This is a genomic window from Yoonia sp. (assembly GCF_014859355.1).
Taxonomy (GTDB): Bacteria; Pseudomonadota; Alphaproteobacteria; order Rhodobacterales; family Rhodobacteraceae; genus Yoonia.
Window position 1 is genome coordinate 1 of the sequence record NZ_JACUUJ010000047.1, and the last position, 18508, is coordinate 18508.

At 59.7% G+C, this 18508-nt stretch carries 19 protein-coding genes, 1 pseudogene and 1 riboswitch; of the genes and pseudogenes, 11 read left to right on the top strand and 9 right to left on the bottom strand.

Annotated elements, in window-relative coordinates:
- Positions 1–249: 249 nt before the first annotated feature.
- The 6 genes from IBX59_RS13125 to IBX59_RS13150 form a co-directional block, all read right to left on the bottom strand.
- A complete protein-coding gene (locus IBX59_RS13125; RefSeq protein WP_296376289.1) occupies positions 250–1239 on the bottom strand; it encodes an ABC transporter substrate-binding protein in 990 nt (329 codons plus the stop codon).
- On the bottom strand, positions 1236–1991 hold the full coding sequence (locus IBX59_RS13130; RefSeq protein ID WP_296376291.1) for an ABC transporter ATP-binding protein: 756 nt from the start codon (positions 1989–1991) through the stop codon (positions 1236–1238). The genes IBX59_RS13125 and IBX59_RS13130 overlap by 4 nt, the downstream gene beginning before the upstream one ends.
- Positions 1988–2776: an ABC transporter permease gene (locus IBX59_RS13135; protein WP_296376293.1), complete on the bottom strand. Its 789-nt coding sequence runs from the start codon at positions 2774–2776 to the stop codon at positions 1988–1990. The genes IBX59_RS13130 and IBX59_RS13135 overlap by 4 nt, the downstream gene beginning before the upstream one ends.
- A gap of 4 nt (positions 2777–2780) precedes the next feature.
- Positions 2781–3389 (bottom strand): YkoF family thiamine/hydroxymethylpyrimidine-binding protein, encoded by a 609-nt coding sequence (locus IBX59_RS13140; protein WP_296376295.1) that lies wholly within the window; start codon positions 3387–3389, stop codon positions 2781–2783.
- A riboswitch (TPP riboswitch) is annotated at positions 3383–3495 on the bottom strand. Its footprint overlaps the gene before it by 7 nt.
- Positions 3496–4065: 570 nt before the next feature.
- Positions 4066–4995, bottom strand: a complete 930-nt coding sequence (locus tag IBX59_RS13145) for a lipo-like protein (RefSeq protein ID WP_296376297.1) — start codon at positions 4993–4995, stop codon at positions 4066–4068.
- 141 nt (positions 4996–5136) lie between these two features.
- The gene (locus IBX59_RS13150) at positions 5137–5688 is read right to left on the bottom strand and encodes a cytochrome P460 family protein (protein ID WP_296376299.1); all 552 of its coding nucleotides are present in this window, start codon (positions 5686–5688) and stop codon (positions 5137–5139) included.
- 172 nt (positions 5689–5860) lie between these two features.
- Between IBX59_RS13150 and IBX59_RS13155 the strand changes: the two genes are divergently transcribed.
- Positions 5861–6187: a hypothetical protein gene (locus tag IBX59_RS13155; protein ID WP_296376301.1), complete on the top strand. Its 327-nt coding sequence runs from the start codon at positions 5861–5863 to the stop codon at positions 6185–6187.
- Positions 6188–6338: 151 nt separating this feature from the next.
- On the opposite strand, the gene IBX59_RS13160 is transcribed toward IBX59_RS13155, so the two are convergent.
- Positions 6339–6593, bottom strand: coding sequence for a zf-HC2 domain-containing protein (locus tag IBX59_RS13160; protein WP_296376304.1), 255 nt, complete (start codon positions 6591–6593; stop codon positions 6339–6341).
- Between the two features lie 244 nt (positions 6594–6837).
- Between IBX59_RS13160 and IBX59_RS13165 the strand changes: the two genes are divergently transcribed.
- The 7 genes from IBX59_RS13165 (at position 6838) to IBX59_RS13195 (ending at position 14416) form a co-directional block, all read left to right on the top strand.
- Positions 6838–7227, top strand: a complete 390-nt coding sequence (locus IBX59_RS13165; protein WP_296376306.1) for a mercuric transporter MerT family protein — start codon at positions 6838–6840, stop codon at positions 7225–7227.
- A gap of 17 nt (positions 7228–7244) precedes the next feature.
- Positions 7245–7550 carry a heavy-metal-associated domain-containing protein gene (locus tag IBX59_RS13170; protein WP_367119384.1) on the top strand — a complete coding sequence of 102 codons (306 nt, stop codon included), beginning with the start codon at positions 7245–7247 and terminating at the stop codon, positions 7548–7550.
- Between the two features lie 32 nt (positions 7551–7582).
- Positions 7583–9007, top strand: coding sequence for a mercury(II) reductase (gene merA / locus IBX59_RS13175; RefSeq protein ID WP_296376309.1), 1425 nt, complete (start codon positions 7583–7585; stop codon positions 9005–9007).
- A gap of 226 nt (positions 9008–9233) precedes the next feature.
- Positions 9234–10805: an ABC transporter substrate-binding protein gene (locus tag IBX59_RS13180; protein WP_296376311.1), complete on the top strand. Its 1572-nt coding sequence runs from the start codon at positions 9234–9236 to the stop codon at positions 10803–10805.
- 13 nt (positions 10806–10818) lie between these two features.
- Complete coding sequence (locus IBX59_RS13185) at positions 10819–11793, top strand: ABC transporter permease (protein ID WP_296376313.1); 975 nt, start codon at positions 10819–10821, stop codon at positions 11791–11793.
- Positions 11793–12713, top strand: coding sequence for an ABC transporter permease (locus IBX59_RS13190; RefSeq protein ID WP_296376315.1), 921 nt, complete (start codon positions 11793–11795; stop codon positions 12711–12713). The genes IBX59_RS13185 and IBX59_RS13190 overlap by 1 nt, the downstream gene beginning before the upstream one ends.
- Positions 12713–14416, top strand: a complete 1704-nt coding sequence (locus IBX59_RS13195) for an ABC transporter ATP-binding protein (RefSeq protein WP_296376318.1) — start codon at positions 12713–12715, stop codon at positions 14414–14416. Before IBX59_RS13190 ends, IBX59_RS13195 begins: the two co-directional genes overlap by 1 nt.
- Positions 14417–14454: 38 nt before the next feature.
- On the opposite strand, the gene IBX59_RS13200 is transcribed toward IBX59_RS13195, so the two are convergent.
- A complete protein-coding gene (locus tag IBX59_RS13200) occupies positions 14455–15021 on the bottom strand; it encodes a carboxymuconolactone decarboxylase family protein (protein ID WP_296376321.1) in 567 nt (188 codons plus the stop codon).
- Between the two features lie 176 nt (positions 15022–15197).
- Here IBX59_RS13200 and IBX59_RS13205 point away from each other — a divergent pair, with 176 nt between their 5' ends.
- The 3 genes and pseudogenes from IBX59_RS13205 (at position 15198) to phoB (ending at position 17534) form a co-directional block, all read left to right on the top strand.
- Positions 15198–15734: a TetR/AcrR family transcriptional regulator gene (locus IBX59_RS13205; RefSeq protein WP_296376326.1), complete on the top strand. Its 537-nt coding sequence runs from the start codon at positions 15198–15200 to the stop codon at positions 15732–15734.
- A gap of 393 nt (positions 15735–16127) precedes the next feature.
- A pseudogene (phoU, locus tag IBX59_RS13210) lies at positions 16128–16845 on the top strand (phosphate signaling complex protein PhoU).
- On the top strand, positions 16845–17534 hold the full coding sequence (gene phoB, locus IBX59_RS13215; protein WP_296376328.1) for a phosphate regulon transcriptional regulator PhoB: 690 nt from the start codon (positions 16845–16847) through the stop codon (positions 17532–17534). The pseudogene phoU and the gene phoB overlap by 1 nt, the downstream one beginning before the upstream one ends.
- Positions 17535–17716: 182 nt before the next feature.
- Here the strand turns inward: phoB and IBX59_RS13220 are convergent, their stop codons facing one another.
- Positions 17717–18289 carry a hemerythrin domain-containing protein gene (locus IBX59_RS13220; protein WP_296376330.1) on the bottom strand — a complete coding sequence of 191 codons (573 nt, stop codon included), beginning with the start codon at positions 18287–18289 and terminating at the stop codon, positions 17717–17719.
- Positions 18290–18508 lie beyond the last annotated feature (219 nt).

The following is an 18508-nucleotide window of genomic DNA, read 5'->3' on the forward strand; positions in this document are numbered from 1 at the left end:
GTGGCTCCTTTATAACGCGGGAGCAACGATCAGCATAAGACAAGCACACGCGATCATGCGTCGTTAACGAAACAAAACTTAAGCGATCTATACGGTTGAATTATTTGATAAATTACGAACTTGATCGGATACTATCCCGATTTGCGGAATATTTTTCACCAATTATCCTGGCGATAACGGCTGCGTCCTGTTCGAATGGGCGGGGTGACGGATGGCATTTCAATGCGACCTGTCACCCCGCGTCGATCCTTAGTTCGTCTGCGTAAGATATGCGTTTGTAAACCAGTCCGACACATCGGGCATGACATCAAGCGGCCTGCCGTCTTCGCCCCGCATGATACCTGCCTCGAACAAGAACGCCGTAATATTGTCGATCATGGTGTCGTCAATCAGGCCGACGGGTTCACCGGGGTCTTGCAGATAGCCGCCATCCACCAGCGCTGCCATCGAGGCGCGCACAAGATCGGGGTTCGTCAGCATGCCCGAGGTTTCCGCGATCAGCATCTCTGCGGCCTCTTGCGGGTTATTGGCTGCAAATTCATAGCCCCGTTGCGCGGCCTGCACAAAGGCGCGGGCGATGTCGGGGTTTTGCGCCAGCCACGTGCCGTTGCCGCCCAGAAATGTGGTATGCTGGTCCGGTACGCCGTAATCGGCATAGCGGAACGCACGTTGCGGACGGTTCAACAGAACAGAGTTCACACCTTCCCATGTGCTGACCTCAAGCGTGAAATCAACGCTGCCGTTGGCCAGCGCTTCGTAGGCGGATGTGCCAAGCGTGACGGTATCGAATACGCCTTCACCGCCGTCATTGCGGATGATCGTCGAAATCAACGCGTTTTCCCATGCGCTGCCGAAACCTGCGTAAATCTTGCCGTCCAGATCGGCGGGGCGCTGGATATCGTCGCGGTCACCGTTAAAGACCACGCGCCCGGTTTCGTGCTGCACAACCGCCATCACCGCTGTCATATCGGCCCCTGCCGCGCGCTGGCTGTGAAACCCGACCGCGCTCAGGATGCCGAATTCGGCCACACCCAGCGCCACCAGTGCGCCTGACGATGTGTCGGTGTATGGCAGGATATCCACGTCAAGCCCGGCTTCGGTGAACCAGCCTTTTGACTGGGCGACATAAAGGCCGACGTGGTTGGTGTTTGGCGTCCAGTCAAGCGCAACGCTGACCTTTTCCTGTGCAACGGCAGGCAGTGCCAAAGCCAGAAGGGCGGCGGTGATCAGGAATTTCATAAGAGTTCTCCGGTTTGGTCAAGTAGGATTTCAAGCAACTGCGCCTCGATGGCATGGGATTCGGCCCTGACGGGGCGTCCATGGCGCGGGCGCGGGGTGGGCACATGCATTTCGGCAATCACACGGGCCGGACGGCGCGATAGCACATAGATGCGATCCGACAGCGCCACGGCTTCGCGGACGTCATGGGTCACCAACAGGGTCGTCCAGCGGGCCGCGTGCCACCGCCGTTCGAACCATGCCTGCATCTGGGTCCGTGACAGCGCGTCCAGTGCGCCAAAGGGTTCATCCAATAACTGCACGGGCCGGTTTTGCACAATGGTTCGCAAAAGTGCGGCGCGCTGGCGCATCCCGCCTGATAGCTGGGCGGGGTAATGGCGGGCAAATCCGTCAAGACCGAAGGCCGCCAGCAGGGGCGTGACCTGCGTGCGCGCCTGTTTGCGTGAAATGCCTTGCACCTCCAGCCCCAAGGTCAGATTGTCGATAATCCGCCGCCACGGCATCAATGCATCGCGTTGCGGCATGAAGCCAAAGCCATGTTGGTCTGCCGCCAACGGTTGACCGTTGCAGGTGATCGTGCCGCTGTTTTGTCGCAAAGCGCCGGTCAGCAGGCGGAAAATGGTCGATTTGCCAGCACCCGACGGCCCGAGGATCGACACGAATTCGCCCTTGGCCACATGCAATGAAATATCATCCAGTATAGCCGTGTCGCCCAAGGTGACGCTGACGTTGTGAATATCCAGCGCAGTCATGGGTTGCCCCCCACGTCACGCCAACGCAGCACCACCCGTTGCAACAGGGCGGTGATGGCAAACAGTATCAGTGTAAGGGTCGAACTGATGACCACAGCCGCTAGCACAAGATCGGGGCGAAAGCTGTTTTTCGCGTTCAGGATCACGATGCCCAAACCGGCACGCGCGCCGACATATTCCGCGAAAATGGCCGCGACGACCGCATAGGTGATCGAAATGCGCAAGCCTGCAAAGAAATAGGGCATTGCAGACGGAAACCGCGCGCTGCGGAATATCTGGCCGCGCGTGGCGCCCATTGACCGCATCAAATCCTCGATTTCGGGGTCTGTTGCGGCATATCCATCCACAAGGGCGACCAGCATCGGAAAGAAGGTCACCAGTGCCACCAAAAGCACTTTGGGCGTCAGGTCAAACCCGAACCACAGCACGACCAATGGCGCGATGGCGACCAACGGCAATGTCTGGCTGACCACAAAGATCGGGAACAGCGCGCGGCGCACGCGCGGCATGAAATCCAGCACGACCGACAGACCGAAGGCCACAGTCAGCGACAAGGCAAACCCCGCAAAGGTGGCTTTCAGTGTTGGCAGCGTGTTATCCCACAACAGGGCACGGTTCAGCACGATCTGGTCCAGCACCCGCGATGGTGCGGGCAACACCAGCGGCGAAATGCCCGACAGGCGAACGTAAATTTCCCAGATCAAAAAGGCGCTGACCACGCTCAGGACGGCAGGGATGCCGCGGGCCAGACCTCTGCCGGGACGGCGAGGCGTGTCTAATTGCATCGGATCAGCGTTTGCTGGGGCTGTTGGCAGAAACCGTCAGATCAATCGTGACATGGCCGTTTGGTGGCCCGAACTGGCAAAATGCCTGTTGAAGGGTCGCAAAGACCGGGCCTGCATCGCCGGTAAGCCGGGTGCAGAAATTCTTGGACCGGTCGAAAGTCCCGCTTTGCTTAAGAAAGTCGATACAGCCCATGATTTCGGCCATGTGATCGCCCGCGCCCATCACATAAAGCGAGAATTGCGCGTCTGCCGTCTGACCCTTGTCAGGCGTTTGTGCAATCGCCGCCAGCGCGTTTTTCTGGCGCAGGTCCAATGGTTCTGAAGGGTTAGCCAGGGCGCCGGTCTGGCAGATCGGATCATCCGGTTCGCCGGGGCAGCCGCGTGACAGCGTGGCGCGCAAGACGACGTGTTGTCGCGATGCCGCCGCTGCCGTGTAAAGGTCGCGCAGCGCGGGGAAAAGCACCTCTGGCGGGCCGACGATAAGCGTTGAAATATCGTCGGTTTCAATCCGCAGCCTGTCGCGCCATGGATCAAGTGCGTCGAGCGATGACAAGATCACGTCAACGAAACCGTCGGTCATCGGGTAAAGGGAAACTTGTGCGCCTGCAAACATTTCTGTCCTCCTTGCTACGCTGGCATTATCCAGATCAGCTTTGAGGGTCCGTGGGCTTGCGCCCCCATCTCAGCCGCGGCATGACGCGGCTCCCCTGTGGTGAGGAATGGGTGCCAGATAAATCACAAGGGTGCAAGTGAAACAGATTTGGGGCGCACAATTTTCATGTTTTTGCAGGGCCTCTCTGGTTCAGGTAAATCCACGTTTTTGCGATGTGCCAACGGGCTGACATCCATCGTAGATGGCAAGATCGCGGTCGGGGGTGTGATGCCTGCGCTGTAGGAACGGCCGGTGCGGTGTGCCTTTCTGATAGCCGGTGGTCGCGTTTTTTGACAGCTTGTAACGGATGGTGCGTGCCGGAGTCCTATTATTGCTGCATGTCTGGCGGCACACCCCTTACAACTGTGGCTGGCCCTGTTACTGCGCTTGCCAGAACGGAGTTTTTATCATGCGCCGCATGTCCCTTATTGACCTCCTGATCGCCGTGGCGGTCGCTGCCACACTTGTCGCCGCTGCGCTGTCCGGCCTACCCCGGATGCTGGGCGCGCATCCTTGGTGGGCGCAGCAGGCGGGCATCATCGGCGGCGTTGGGGGGGCCGTTCTCTGGCTCGGGTTGCGCCAGGCGGGGCTGTCGTTCGGGACGCAGATGGTCCTTGCTGTGATGGCCCTGCTGGCTTCAGTGGCGGCCGCGCATTTCGGCAAGCAGGTCTTTTCCGCCTCTTTCGCCGAAAACGCGCTGGCCGGTCGGTTCTGGTATTTCGGCTGGTTCGCGTTGTCCGGCTTTGTCGCGCTGCTGATCGCCGCGGTCGTCGCCCGCATCCTGCGGCGATAAGGCCCACTGTAGGCTGTGGTGATCAAACCCGCCGGCGATATGCGGTTTTACGATCTCGAAATAAGGCGACAGGTCAAAGTCGCGGGGCGCAAATAGCGCGTGATGTCTGATATGCAGGATCTCGGCGCGGGCTTGCCGCGAACCCTTGCGCGTCTTTAGCGTGGTCACGTCGGGCAGGATTGGATACCGCACCGACTGAAAGGCTCGCGCGATCAGTGACGAACAAATCGCCCGCGTCGGATCGCCTGACCCCAAGGCCAGCATCCGGCGCCGCCAACGGACCGGAACGGGTGGGGTCGGAAAGAAATAGCGCACCAGATCAAAGATGTTGCGCAAATCGTATTTAAGCCCGATCCGCGCGATCATGAACTCTGTTACCTCGCGCCGTTCATCCTCGCTCAGGCCCACGGGGCGACAGATGCGGGTGTTGAAGCGGGCGTATTTCGATAGCGGGGCCGCAACACAGCCCTGGCCAAGGTTCACTTCCACAAGATGGTGCCGTGGGGTGCCGTCTTGCGGGTCGGGCAGATGGCTGCCCACATACATCGCAGAATGGGACCATGTGGATTGCGTCAGGTATTTGATCGCCGTCGAAATCCGCTCTCCGCCTTCGACAAGAAGAACGTCGCCGGGGCGCAGAATGTCACAAAGCGTGTGGTAATCCGAAGGGGTATAAGGTTGGTACCCCGAACAGGGGCGGTTCAGTTTCGATGCAAGCCGGTGCCCGAGGCTGTCGAGCATCCTGTCCCGCCAGTTTGACTGCTGTTGCGCCATTGGTCCTTTTCCCTTGGTAGCGGCCTGCCGGAAGTGGACGCAACCGGTGCGCCGAGGCTCTGCGCCGCACGCCCATGCAGGCAGTGCGCGGTCGGGGGACAGAGGAGCCTCGGCGCGGGCTGAATCACCTGTGCCTGTGGGTCAGTTTGCGATCAGGTGATCCGAGGTAAAGACCATATCGTCGGCAGCGGCTTGGTGGCAGGCGATGCAGCCTTCATCCATTCCTTTTGCCACGCGCCCGGCCAGCGCCATGCCCATTGGATTCTGCGAGACTGATCCATCGGGGTTGTAGCGCGCCCAGAACCAGTTGAGGTTTTCGGGGTCATAGCCTGCCTCGCGGCGGAACATGACGGTATAGGCGCCCAGATGTCCTTCGGGGTTTGCCAGCACTTCGTCCGCGGATACGCCTTCGGGGCCAAAGTTGCGCTTGACGATCAGATCGCCGGTATGGCCGTTGATCGTACCGACATCGTAGAAGGTTTCAAGCATCATACCATGCGGGTCCGTGCCCTCGTAGGGAAAAGCGCGGATCATATTCGGCCCTGCAAGGCGCTCTGCCTCCATCAGGGTCCATATCAGCTCGGCATAGGCAACATCTTCGGGTGAGCCGAAGGGCATGCCGCCCTCCTGTGCCAATGCCGGTCCGGCACTGATGGCAAGGCTTGCGATAGCAGCGGTGATAATCGTTTTCATGATGAATCCTCCTGTTGATGACAAGGTAAGGACTCGGTAGGTGGCCATTCGTTTCAGTAGCAGAGATCACATAGCCGTGATCGTTGCGTGCTGATCACCTCTGCGCGATCATGGCGTTTCCTGGTTTACGCATCGGGATGGCGCGCGGACACTCTGCAACAGAGGTATTTGCATGAAACGGGCTTTTTCTTTTGCGGTTTGGTTTTCTGTGTCGGCGATGGCAGCGGCGCCCGCTGTGGCGGCCTGCGTCGTGAACGGCACGACCGAGACGCTGTATTTTACAATCGAATCCCGGGATGGCAGCCTGGCGCGCACCGGGGCGACCTTGCCCCCCGGCGCAGAGCTGTGCCTGCCCGCTGCGCCATCGGCGGTTTTTACCGCCTTCGCATCCGAATCCAGCATGGAAGGTTGCCCGCGGATGTCGGGACCAGACCGGCGCGACAGGTTGGTGCATTTCCTGGCCACTGATGCCTGCCGCTGGGCGTCACACGGCAAGTAGATCCGGCTCCAGCCGGTCGCACGCGATCTGTGGTGCGTGATAGACCAATTGAAATCCGGGAAGGCATTGTTTGCGCCTGACAGGGTTTGGTTGCCCCGTTTGTCGCGGCTTACGCCGTAGTCATCTGGGATCCTTTCGGGTGCGCCGGACTTCAGCGGCGCGATTGTTCTTTGCGAAGTGTCGAAAGGATTTCGGTCAAGCGGCCGTCGTCGGCCTCGTGTTGAAGCGACTCTTGAACACCGGCGACCTGCGCGGTCAGTTGATCCGTCGCCCGCATTTGCGCAATGAACCGGCTACACCCCTTGCACATGGCAAGATGCAGGCGGATCTGAAGCGTATCCCAAACAGAAAGTTCCCCGTCGATCAGGGCGCTGGCACGGTCGGCGACATCTTTGCAGCTCAGCATGTCGGATCGGTCCTTTCGTATACCCACAAGAGAAAGACCTTTGCGAAAGGCCTTTGTTACAATCAGGTTTGCAAGCTAGCATGATTACCCGGAATGTCCCGCCTTGAAATATCATGTCAGCACGGCGAAGGCGACTCGCGCAGCCGCTCTCGGTTTCGTGACCCTTTATGCGATTTTCCCTCTTGTGCCTGTAGTGGCTACAGGCCGTAGACCTGTTCGCAACCATAGACGAGAGGTGCATGATATGGCGCTGACAGACGACAAGACATATACCCCTGACGCGGATCGTCCGGCCCGCAAGGGCTGGCTGGCGGCAGGCGGGGTGATGGGCGCCATTCTTGCCTCGGCCTGCTGTATCGGGCCGCTGGTTCTGCTGACACTTGGTATTTCGGGTGCATGGATCGGCAATCTGACGGCGATGGAACCTGTCAAACCGCTATTTGCCGTGATCGCGCTTGGTTTTATCGCGGCGGGGTTCCGGCAGTTGTATTTCCGTAAACCGACCGTCTGCGCGCCCGGATCCTATTGCGCGCGGCCCGCCTCGGCGCAGATCACCAAAACCGCGCTTTGGGCCGCGCTTGTCCTTGTGATCGCCGCACTCACCATCGACTGGTGGGCCCCGCTTATTTACTGACCCCAAAAGGAAAACCCATGATCAAGATCCTTGCGACGGCCCTGTTCGGCCTGACTGCCACTGCCGCGATGACTGTCAATCCAGCCGCCGCGCAGTCCGTAGCCGCCGAGCAGACCATCACCTTTGCAGTCGACAACATGACCTGCGCGCTCTGCCCGATCACGGTGAAGCGCGCGATGGCGGGCGTCGAAGGCGTTCGCACTGTCAAGATCGACTTTGCGGCACGGACGGCAACGGTGATTTTTGACACTGCTGCGACCAGTGCCAACGCCATCGCGACCGCATCGGCCAACGCGGGCTATCCGGCGCGCATCGCAGGCTGAGGGAAGCCCCCGACACATGAAAGGATGACATCATGAAAGACGATTGCTTCGCGCCCCGACGCGATTTCGACCTTGCCGTGATTGGCGCCGGTTCGGCCGGATTTTCAGCCGCGATTACCGCTGCCGAGGGCGGAAAGCGCGTTGCGCTGATCGGCCATGGCACGATCGGCGGCACCTGCGTGAATGTGGGATGCGTGCCCTCCAAGACGATGATCCGCGCGGCCCAAGCCGTGCACGGCGCGCGGGCAGCGCGTCGGTTTGTGGGCCTTGCGGGCGACGCGCAGGTCGCCGACTGGGCGGCGCTGATTGCGGCCAAGGATGATCTGGTCGCGACGCTGCGCCAGAAAAAATATGCCGACCTGCTGCCAAGCTACGACAGCGTGACCTATATCGACTCAGGTCCGGCGCGGCTCGTTTCCGGTGGTGTTGCGGTTGGCGGGCGCATGATTTCGGCCCCTAAGGTTATCGTCGCCACCGGCGGTCGGCCTGCCGTGCCCGACATTCCCGGTATCGCGGACGTGCCAACGTACGACAGCACTGCACTGCTGGCGATGACGCGACTACCAGAAAGCCTGATCTTTCTCGGCGGCGGCTATATCGGGGTGGAACTGGCGCAGATGATGGCGCGCATGGGTGCCCAAGTGACGATCGTCTGCCGGTCGCGCCTGTTGCCGCAGGCAGAGCCAGAGGTGTCTGCGGCGCTGACCGATGTTTTGCGGGCCGAAGGTCTGACGGTCCTTGACGGCGTGAGCTATGATGCCGCGCATTGCCGCGAGGGCGCTGCGGTTCTTACGGTGACGGTGGATGGCGTCACACGCGATTTGACTGCCGACCACCTTGTCCTGACCACGGGACGCGCCCCCAACTCACAAGATCTGGGCCTGTCTGAAATGGGTGTCGCAACCGATGCGCGCGGCGCAATCAAGGTCAACGCCGACATGCAGACCACACAACCCGGCATCTACGCTGCAGGCGACGTGACCGACCGCGACCAATTCGTCTATATGGCTGCCTATGGTGCCAAGCTCGCGGCCCGCAACGCCGTGCTGGGCGGGGCCGAACGCTATGAGAATGCCGCGATGCCGTGGGTGGTCTTTACCGATCCGCAGATCGCCGGCGTCGGGTTGACACAGGCGCAGGCGCGCGCGGCAGGTTACGATGTCAAAACCAGCGTGCTGGCCCTTGACAACGTGCCGCGCGCCCTGGCCGCCCGCGACACGCGTGGTCTGATCAAGCTGGTCGCGGATGCGAAAACCGACCGCCTGCTGGGCGGCGTGATCATGGCACCGGAAGGGGCTGACAGTGTGCAGACGCTTGTTATGGCGCTAAAGGCCGGTATGACGACAAAGGCGCTGGGCGATACGATTTTCCCCTATCTTACCACGGTCGAGGGCTTGAAGCTTGCCGCGCAGACCTTTGACAAGGATGTGGCAAAGTTGTCGTGCTGTGCAGGATAGAACGCGGGTGCTGTCCGCGATCTTTTGGCAAAGGCTGTTGCGGCGATCTGAGATGGCCCTGCGCGCACCCTTCTGGAAGGGCATACGATCTTCAAAGGCGGGCTGGTCGCAATGCGGCGGCGTATTGCACGAAAACGGCAGCAACATCTGGAATGATTGTTCTGAATATGTCTAACTGCCCATAGATCGCCCGTCAGGGCCGGCATGTAAGAAAAAGAGGTTGCCCATGTTCCGAACGACGCTTCCCACCGCGGCGCTTGCGCTCAGCATCGCGCTGTTATCCGCAACACCAATTGCCGCGGAAACCTTTCGCTGGGCAGGCACGACCGATCCGCAGACGATGGACCCTCATGCGGTCAATGCTGCACCGGTTCTGTCATTTCTGAACAACGTCTATGAGGGCCTTGTGCGGCGCGGCCCCGATATGAACGAGGAGCCATCTCTGGCGACCGCATGGGAGGCGCTGCCAGACGGCGCGGGCTGGCGTTTTACCCTGCGTCAGGGCGTGACATTCCATGACGGGGCGGCGTTCAACGCTGATGACGTGATCTTTTCCTACCAGCGCGCCGCTTCCGAGGCGTCGGACGTCCGGTCATGGTTCGCTTCTGTGACCGATGTGGTGCGGGTCGATGATTACACCGTGGATTTCCTGACATCTGCGCCGAACCCGCTGTTCCCCGGATCCATCGCCAATTTCCTGATCATTGATGCAGACTGGGCCGTGGCGAACGGCGCAGAGCTGCCCGCCCGTGACGCCGAGAATTTCGCCACGCGCAATGCTAATGGCACCGGGCCCTTTGTGCTTGCCGCGCGCGATCCGGGGATCGAGACGCGGCTGGTTCCCAATGCGGGCTGGTGGGATAATGCCGCCCATAACGTGACCGAAGCGGTTTTCACCCCCATCGGCAACCCGGCCACTGGCCTTGCCGCGCTGTTGTCAGGCGAGATTGACCTGATTTCACCGATTCCGTTGCAGGACGTCGCACAGGTCGAAGGCCGCGCCGGGTTCAAGGTGCAAGCCGGGCTGGAAACACGGGTGATCGTGCTGGGCTTTGGCCACGACCACGATACGCTGAAATATTCTGACGAGACGGACGCAAACCCGTTCCGCGACCCGCGCGTGCGCCTTGCCGTGGCGCAGGCCATCGACGTTGATACCATCGACCGCGTAATCATGCGCGGTGCGGCCGAACCGGCAAGCCAACTGCTGCCTGCGGGACTGTCGGGATATTCGGATCAACACGCTGATCGTCCGGCTTTTGATCCCGATGGCGCCAAGACCCTTTTGGCAGAGGCCGGTTTTGCGGATGGCTTTTCTTTTGGCCTGATGTGCCCGAATGACCGTTACATCAACGACGAGGCCGTCTGCCGTGCAGTTGCCTCTATGCTGGCGCGCGTCGGGATCGACGCCAAAGTGAACGCCATGCCGGTGCGCGGCTATTGGGACGAATTGCGCGCGGGTAACTTTGACATGTATCTGCTGGGCTGGTCGCCGGGAACCTTTGATGCCGAACACCCGATCCGCTTTCTTGCGCACAGCCGGACCGAAAGGCTGGGCACATGGAATTTTGGCGGCTATTCCAGCGCCCGCATCGACGCATTGCTTGCCCCGATCCAGCAAGAGATCGACCCGAATGCGCGGCAGGCCATGCTGGATGAGGCCGCAGGCATCCTGCAAGACGACGTGGCCTATGTGCCGCTTTATACCGAACCACTGATCTGGGCGATGAAAGACAGCGTGAACGTGGTGCAGCGCCCCGACAACTTTTTCATGCTGCGCTGGGTTTCGGTGAACTAGGGCGACGCGGGCGATGGCTGGATTTATCCTGAAGCGGCTGGTGCAGTCTGTCTTTGTGATGCTGGCCGTCGCCTTTCTGGCGTTTTCACTGTTCACATTCGTCGGTGACCCGATCAGCCAGATGACGGGGGTTGAAACATCGCTGCAAGATCAGGCGCGCCTGCGCGAAGAACTGGGGCTGAATGACCCGTTTGTCGTGCAGTTCATGCGTTTTACCGGCGATATGCTGCAAGGTGATTTCGGCTATTCCTTCCGCACGCGCGAACCCATCGGCGCGATGCTGCTGTCACGACTGCCGGCCACGCTGGAACTGGGGGTCGTGGCGCTGGTCATTTCGCTGGTGGTCGGGATTCCGGCGGGTATTTATACCGCGTTGCGCCCGCGGGGTCTGGTCAGCCAGTCGATTTTGATCGGCACACTGATCGGGGTGTCGATCCCGACCTTCGTGATCGGGATTCTGCTGATCTTTCTCTTCGGGGTGCAACTGGGCTGGCTGCCGACCTTTGGGCGTGGTGGGACTGTGCAGATCGGCTGGTGGCGGTCTTCGCTGTTCACGGGCGACGGCTGGCGGTCGCTGGTGCTGCCGTCGCTGACACTGGGGCTGTTCCAGCTGACGCTGACGATGCGGCTGGTGCGCGCACAGATGATGGAGGTCATGCGCACTGACCACATCCGCTTTGCCATCGCGCGCGGTGTGCCTTGGCGGTCGATCCGCTATCGTCATGCGCTGTCCAACACGCTGATCCCGGTCATCACCATCATAGGGCTGCAATTCGGCGGGGTCATCGCATTTTCCATTGTCACCGAAAGCGTGTTCCAATGGCCGGGCATGGGCCTTTTGTTCCTTGAATCCATTCGTTTCGTTGATATTCCGGTGATGAGCGTCTATCTGGTGGTCATCGCGTTTTTCTTTGTGGTCATCAATCTGTTGGTCGACCTGCTGTATGTCGCCATCGACCCCCGCCTGCGCGTCAGGGAAAGCGCCTGATGCCCGAAACAGGTAAAATGGCCCGGTTGGTGCGGTCAGAAGGTGTTTGGCTGTTTTCGCGCAGCCCCTCTGCTATTCTGGCGGCAATCGCGACGGTCCTGATCGTCTTGGGTGCGCTTTTCGCGCCGTGGATCGCGCCGACAAACCCCTATGACCTTGCCTCTTTTTCGCTGTTCGACGGGCTGCTGCCGCCAGTCTGGGCGGATGGCGGCGATGCGCGGTTCCTGCTGGGCACCGACGATCAGGGGCGCGATATGCTGTCGTCCATCCTTTATGGTGCGCGGCTGTCACTTTCCATCGCCGCAATGGCCATGGCGGTGGCCTTGGTTCTGGGGGTCGGGCTGGGGCTGGCGGCGGGGTATTTCGGCGGGCGGCTTGATGCCATCGTGATGCGGATTGCCGATGTGCAACTGGCGCTTCCCGCGATCCTGACGGCGCTTCTGATCGACGGAATTTCACGCGGGATCCTGCCCCGCGCGCTACATGACGACCTGCGCGTCGCGGTGATCACGCTGGCGATTGCGTTGTCACTGTGGGTGAACTTTGCGCGCACCGCGCGGGCGTCGGTCTTTGTTGAACGCAACAAAGACTATGTGCAGGCCGCGATCATGATGGGCCAGCACCCCTTGCGGATCATGTTCCGCCACATCCTGCCCAATATTGTCGGGCCGCTTCTGGTGATCGCCACGGTGGATCTTGCGTCGGCCATCCTGTTAGAGGCGACGCTATCCTTTTTGGGTGTTGGTCTGCCGGCAAATGCGCCGTCACTTGGCACGCTGATCCGCATTGGGATGCAGTATCTGCTTTCAGGCGAATGGTGGATCCTGTGGATCCCCACGGTCTTTCTTGTTGTGCTTGTCGTCGCGATCAACCTGCTGGGTGATTTTCTCCGCGATCTTTTCAATCCGGGGATGCGCTGATGCTGGATGTTCAGGGGCTGACCGTGCGCTTTCGCGACCGGCACGGGGCGACGACGGCGGTTGAAAATGTGTCGATGCAGGTGGCAAAGGGCGAAATTCACGGGCTGGTCGGCGAATCCGGGGCGGGAAAATCGACCATCGGTGCGGCAATCATGGGCCTTTTGCCCGCAGCGGGCGAAATTGCGAGTGGAACGCTGACATTGGGTGAAACCGACTTGCGCGCCCTGACCCCGGCCGAGGCACACCGCCTGCGCGGCAAGCGGGTTTCCATGATTTTCCAAGACCCGCAGACCAGCCTGAACCCGCTGATGACCATCGAGTCGCAGCTGATCGAGACGATCCTGGCCCATGAAAACATGAGCATTGACGCCGCCCGCACACGCGCCATCGCCCTGCTGGAAGAAATCGGCATCGCCAATGCCGCAGCGCGGATCCGCGCCTATCCGCATCAGTTTTCCGGCGGGATGCGACAGCGGGTGGTGATCGCGCTAGCGCTGTGCACCAACCCCGAACTGATCATCGCAGACGAACCGACCACCGCGCTGGATGTGGCCGTGCAGGCGCAGGTGCTGGTGCTGATCCGGCGGTTGGCCCAGACGCGGGGGGTGGGGTTTATCCTGATCACGCATGATATCGGGGTGATTGCGCAGATATCCGACCGTGTCACGGTTCTGCGTGGTGGAAAGGTCATAGAACAAGGGCCGACGCCACGTGTTCTTGGCCAGCCGGAACACCCCTATACCAAGGCGCTGATGGCCGCCGTCCCCCGGCTTGACCGCAGGATGGACCGTTTTCACCTGCCACGCATCGCGGGCGAAACCGAAGCGCCGGCGCATCGCGCCACCACCCGCGAGGCCGAAGACTGGCTGATGGCCGGCACCGGCACTGGCCCCGGCCCGGCGCTGGACCTGTCGGGGATTACCGTGCGGTTTCGCGGCGAAAGGCGCGGGTTGTTCGGGCCACGCGCGGATTTCACAGCACTTGATGACGTATCATTGTCGGTGCGCCCTGGCACGGTCATGGGGCTGGTCGGCGAAAGCGGATCCGGCAAATCGACGCTGGCCAAGGTCATCGCGGCCCTTGTGCAGCCGGCCGCTGGCGAAATGCGCCTTGACGGGATGATCCTGCCGCCGATGCGCGCGCGGCACCGGTCCGACCCGTCACGCCGCCTTGTGCAGATGGTGTTTCAAGACCCCTATTCCAGCCTGAATTCCCGCCATCGGGTGATCGATATCCTGTCCGAACCGCTGTGGCTTTATGGGCTGGAACCCGATGCGGGACGACGTGACCGGCTGGCGCGGGCGATGCTGGCGCTTGTTGGCCTTGATGCCACGGCGGCGGATCGTTACCCGCACCAGTTTTCTGGCGGGCAGCGGCAGCGCATCGCGGTAGCCCGTGCGCTTCTGTCCCGTCCCGGCCTGCTCTTGTGTGACGAGCCGACCAGCGCGCTTGACGTGTCGATCCAAGCGCAAATCCTGAACCTTCTCAAGGATATGCAGGCGCGGTTCGGTCTGACGGTGCTGTTCATCAGCCACAACCTTGCCGTCGTGCGGCAGATGTCTGATGATATCGCCGTGCTCAAGGATGGGTTGCTGCTGGAAACCGGCCTGTCCGAGACGTTTTTTGCCGGACCAAGGGCGGCTTATGCGCGCGATCTGCTGGCACAGACACCGACGGTGCGTTTCGATCACCCGGCGGCATGAACGGCGCACCCCGCCGTGGCGGGCGGGGTGCGGCTGTTTCATGCTACCTTGTAAGGGGCAAACACATCATCCACCGGCGTTCCGGCCAAATGGTTGACATAGTTCGAAAATGTCTTGCAAGCGATAGCAAGCACGACGCCCAGAACCTGCTGTTCGGCGTAGCCTGCCGCAAGGAAAGCATCGACAGCGGCTTTGCCGGGGTTGCCGCGCGAAATCACCATCGCCTCGGTGAATTTGGCCACGGCGTCAAGCTTTGCATCTGGCAGGTCGCCCCCGGCACGCAACGCGGCCAGACTGTCGGCTGGCACGCCTGATTTCTTGTCTGCGATCATTGAATGCGCGGCGGTGCAGTAGGTGCAGCCGTTGACGCGGCTGATCGTCAGGAACACGGTTTCCTGTTCGGCCGGGGTAAACCCCGCGGTTTTCCGAAAGTCGTCGTAGGTGCTGAGGTAGCCAGACAGAACACCCGGCAGATTAGCCATGTATGTATACATGTTCGGCACGAAGCCAAGGTTCGCCTTTGCGCCGGACAGCAAAGTCTGGGCCTGACCCTCGGCTGTGTTGAGCGTGGTGGGGGACATTTCGAGAAGGGGTTCGCGGGTCATTGGGGTCTCCGATATTTACAGAATGATTGTTCTGTATATTGCGTGTGGGCAAGTCTCCAGCTATTTCTGGAATGATCGGTTCAAATATAGGTGAGATCATGCAAGCCCGCAGTGATACACCCCGACCGCGCGGCAGACCAAGGCGTACTGCACCAGAGCAGACGCTAGAGGCAGCGATGCGCGTGTTCTGGGCAGAAGGTTTTGACGCGGCGTCCATTGACCGGCTTTGCCAAGAAACGCGTATGCCGCGCGCCAGCCTTTATAAGAATTACGGTGGCAAGGAAGGGCTGTTTCTGGCCACGATCGCGCATTACGTCAAAACATGCACCGGCCCTGTTGCGGATGCGCTTGGGCCAAGCGGCACGTTAGAGACTGATCTATTGGCGTTCTTCAAGGAGGTCGTGGCGCTTGCCACCCGAGACCCGCGCACCCCGGGTTGCCTTATCTCTTGTGTGCTGGTCGATGCTGCGGGCGCAAATGCTGCCTTCCGGAAGGAACTTGAGCACCATTTTGCGGCCTTAGAAGACCGGATTGTGCTGCGTCTGGATCACGCACCGGGTTTGTTCCCTGCCGCTGACACCCGCGCGCTGGCGGGGATGCTGGCGGCAGTCGCACGGGGCGTGATGCTGCGGGCGCGTTCGGGGGTACAGGCCGCTGACCTGTGCGGCATCACCAATGTCGCAGTAGACTGCGCCGTCAGACTGCGCGCCTAGTTTTCATCACTTTACGGCAGATTCCCGATCAAGCCGATGCTGACGCGGTGGCGGCGTGACAGAGCTGGAAAACCAATCAGAAAACGTCCGGAACTTTTGCAGATGAACCGAACCACCTTTGTTACATTTATGTCATGAAATCTTTCCTTAAGTGACATAACTCTTTTGTAAACGAGGGTCACAGACGGGAAAGACGTGTGTGGCAAATCAATCTTACCACTGGACGCGTGGTATCTTTGAATGTCGCACTACGCACGCACAAACGCACAACCTGTCCGCGAAACGGATGCAGAAAGTGCATATGAAAGCCCTTCAGAACAATATCGTGATCCGGCAATACGATCGCGTTTCACCTGAGCCAAGGCGCATTGCCCAGCGAGGATGAAAAAAGAGATGCATGAAAAACATATCCTCGTCGCGTTCGATCGTGATCTTGAAAACATCCAGACAGCCTTGATGAGAATGGGTGATCTTGTTGAAGATGCGCTTAGGAATGCCTCGATGGCTTTGGAAGCCCGTGACGTTGACTTGGCTGGAAAAGTGCGCGTCTGGGATCGGACTATCGACAGCCTGGGCCAGCAGATCAAGGCGGATCTGGTAAAGCTGTTGGCCCTGCGGTCGCCGACTGCGGTTGATCTGCGCGCCGTTCTTTCGGTCATGGAAATCAGTTCGCATCTGGAACGATTCGATGACTATGCAAAGAACATGGCGAAACGCACCCTTGCCATGGCCCAAGACGGCGAGATTGACGGCACGATTGCGGCTTTGCGGCGCATGTCGCGGTTTGTCGAGACGATGATCAAGGGCGCGCTTGACGCCAACGCCACGCAAGACAGCACGAAGGCCGAAGATGTCATTGAACGCGATCAAGAAGCTGATGAAATCTACAACATGCTGTTTCGGACCCTGCTGACCCATATGATGGAAGACCATCGCAAGATTGCGGTCGGCATGCATCTGCGATTTCATCGCAGAAAACATCGAACGCGTAGGCGATCACGCGACAGGTATTGCCGAACAAACAATTTATCTGGCGAAGGGTGCCCTGCCCCAGGACGATCGCCCCAAATGGGACGCCACATCGATGGAATTTCGTAAAAGCGATGCGTGATGCCTGATATGCAACCTTCCGTTCTTGTTGTTGAGGATGAACAGGCACAAAGAGAAATCTTGGCCTATAACCTGGCAGCTGAGGGGTTCCGCGTGATTGAGGCTGCGGACGGCACCGAGGCGCTGTTGTTGATCGAAGAGGAAACGCTCGATCTGATCCTTCTGGATTGGATGCTGCCGGGAACATCGGGGATCGAGGTTTGTCGCCAGATTAAGGCCAAACCCGCGTTCCGCACGATACCGGTGATCATGATCTCGGCCCGTTCGGAAGAGGTGGATAAGGTGCGCGGCCTCGAAACCGGCGCCGATGACTATATCGTTAAACCCTATTCGGTGATCGAGCTTTTGGCGCGCGTCAAGGCACAACTACGGCGGTCCCGCCCCGGATCTGTCGGGGTCCGCCTTGTGTATGAAGAAATTGTGCTAGACGCGGAAACGCACAAGGTGTTTCGCGGGCGAAATGAATTGAAGCTCGGGCCGACCGAATTCAGGCTTTTGACGACCTTCATGGAAAAACCGGGCCGGGTCTGGAGCCGCGAACAACTGCTCGACCGTGTTTGGGGGCGGGATATCTATATTGATACCCGCACCGTGGATGTGCACATTGGCCGCCTCCGCAAGGTTCTTGGTCATCATGGAGAGGTTGACCTGATCCGCACGGTGCGGGGCGCCGGATATGCCCTTGGATAGTCCGGATTTGTCGCGCTGAAATCTCAAATGCGTGTGACGTCGCAGCTTTCTGTGCCTGGTTGCGGCGCCCGCCCGCCCGGATCGGCGTTCGGGAAAAACCCCGCGTAGAACGGCTCCCTACGCGGTTGTAGCAGTTTTGCCTAATTCTGACGCATAGAAAAACGCATGATTCAACTGTGTTTTCAGCGGAATTGTGGCGGCGCGTATTTTAGCAAGACCGGCACGACAAGTTCTTCCTCGTCGATCAGATGCCGGTTCAGCATGGGTTCGAAATCCTGCAACTGGGTGCGAAAGGCGGCAACCTTGTCGCGGAAGACGTCTTTGCCGGTTGGGTCTTGCAGAACGGCATTTGCGCCTTTGGCCAACCCGTCCAGAATACCGTCCAACGCATGATGATCCTGATCCAACAGGTCAAACCCGGCCGCGACCTTCTGATCCAAGGTGGCCATTACGGGAAAATAATGTGCATCTTCGATTTGGTGATGCCCGTGCAATTCGTTGATCAACATACCGCCAAACCGCGCCAAGGCCCGTTTGTAGTGCAATGGGTCGGCATTGCGGTCCAAGGCTTGCTCTGCATCAGCATTCATGCGCTCCAACAGATTGCGAAAGGCCATGTGCTTTTGCAGCCAGAACGCAATCAAGCCAGAAAAATTCTTGTTTTCTTGCCATGCATCGCGGGGAAACTCTGCGACCAGCACGCGCAATGTGTCGGGCAATGCAACCCGGGTGGCAAGATCAAGGGATACGGTCATGTGAATACCTATTTGTTTGCGGTTATCTATACTGCGCGTCACGGTATCAAAAGGGCGCAGATCGAACAGTGATTGTGCGTCTTTGCTCGATATATGCAAAAACTGGCCGTAACAGTGCTGATGCGCGGGTTTCTGTAAGGCTGTGTCGTCTGGATATTTATTTTTGCAACAAAGTTTCGTTTAGCGCGCTCTTTGCGACATTTTATCCATATGTGGCGG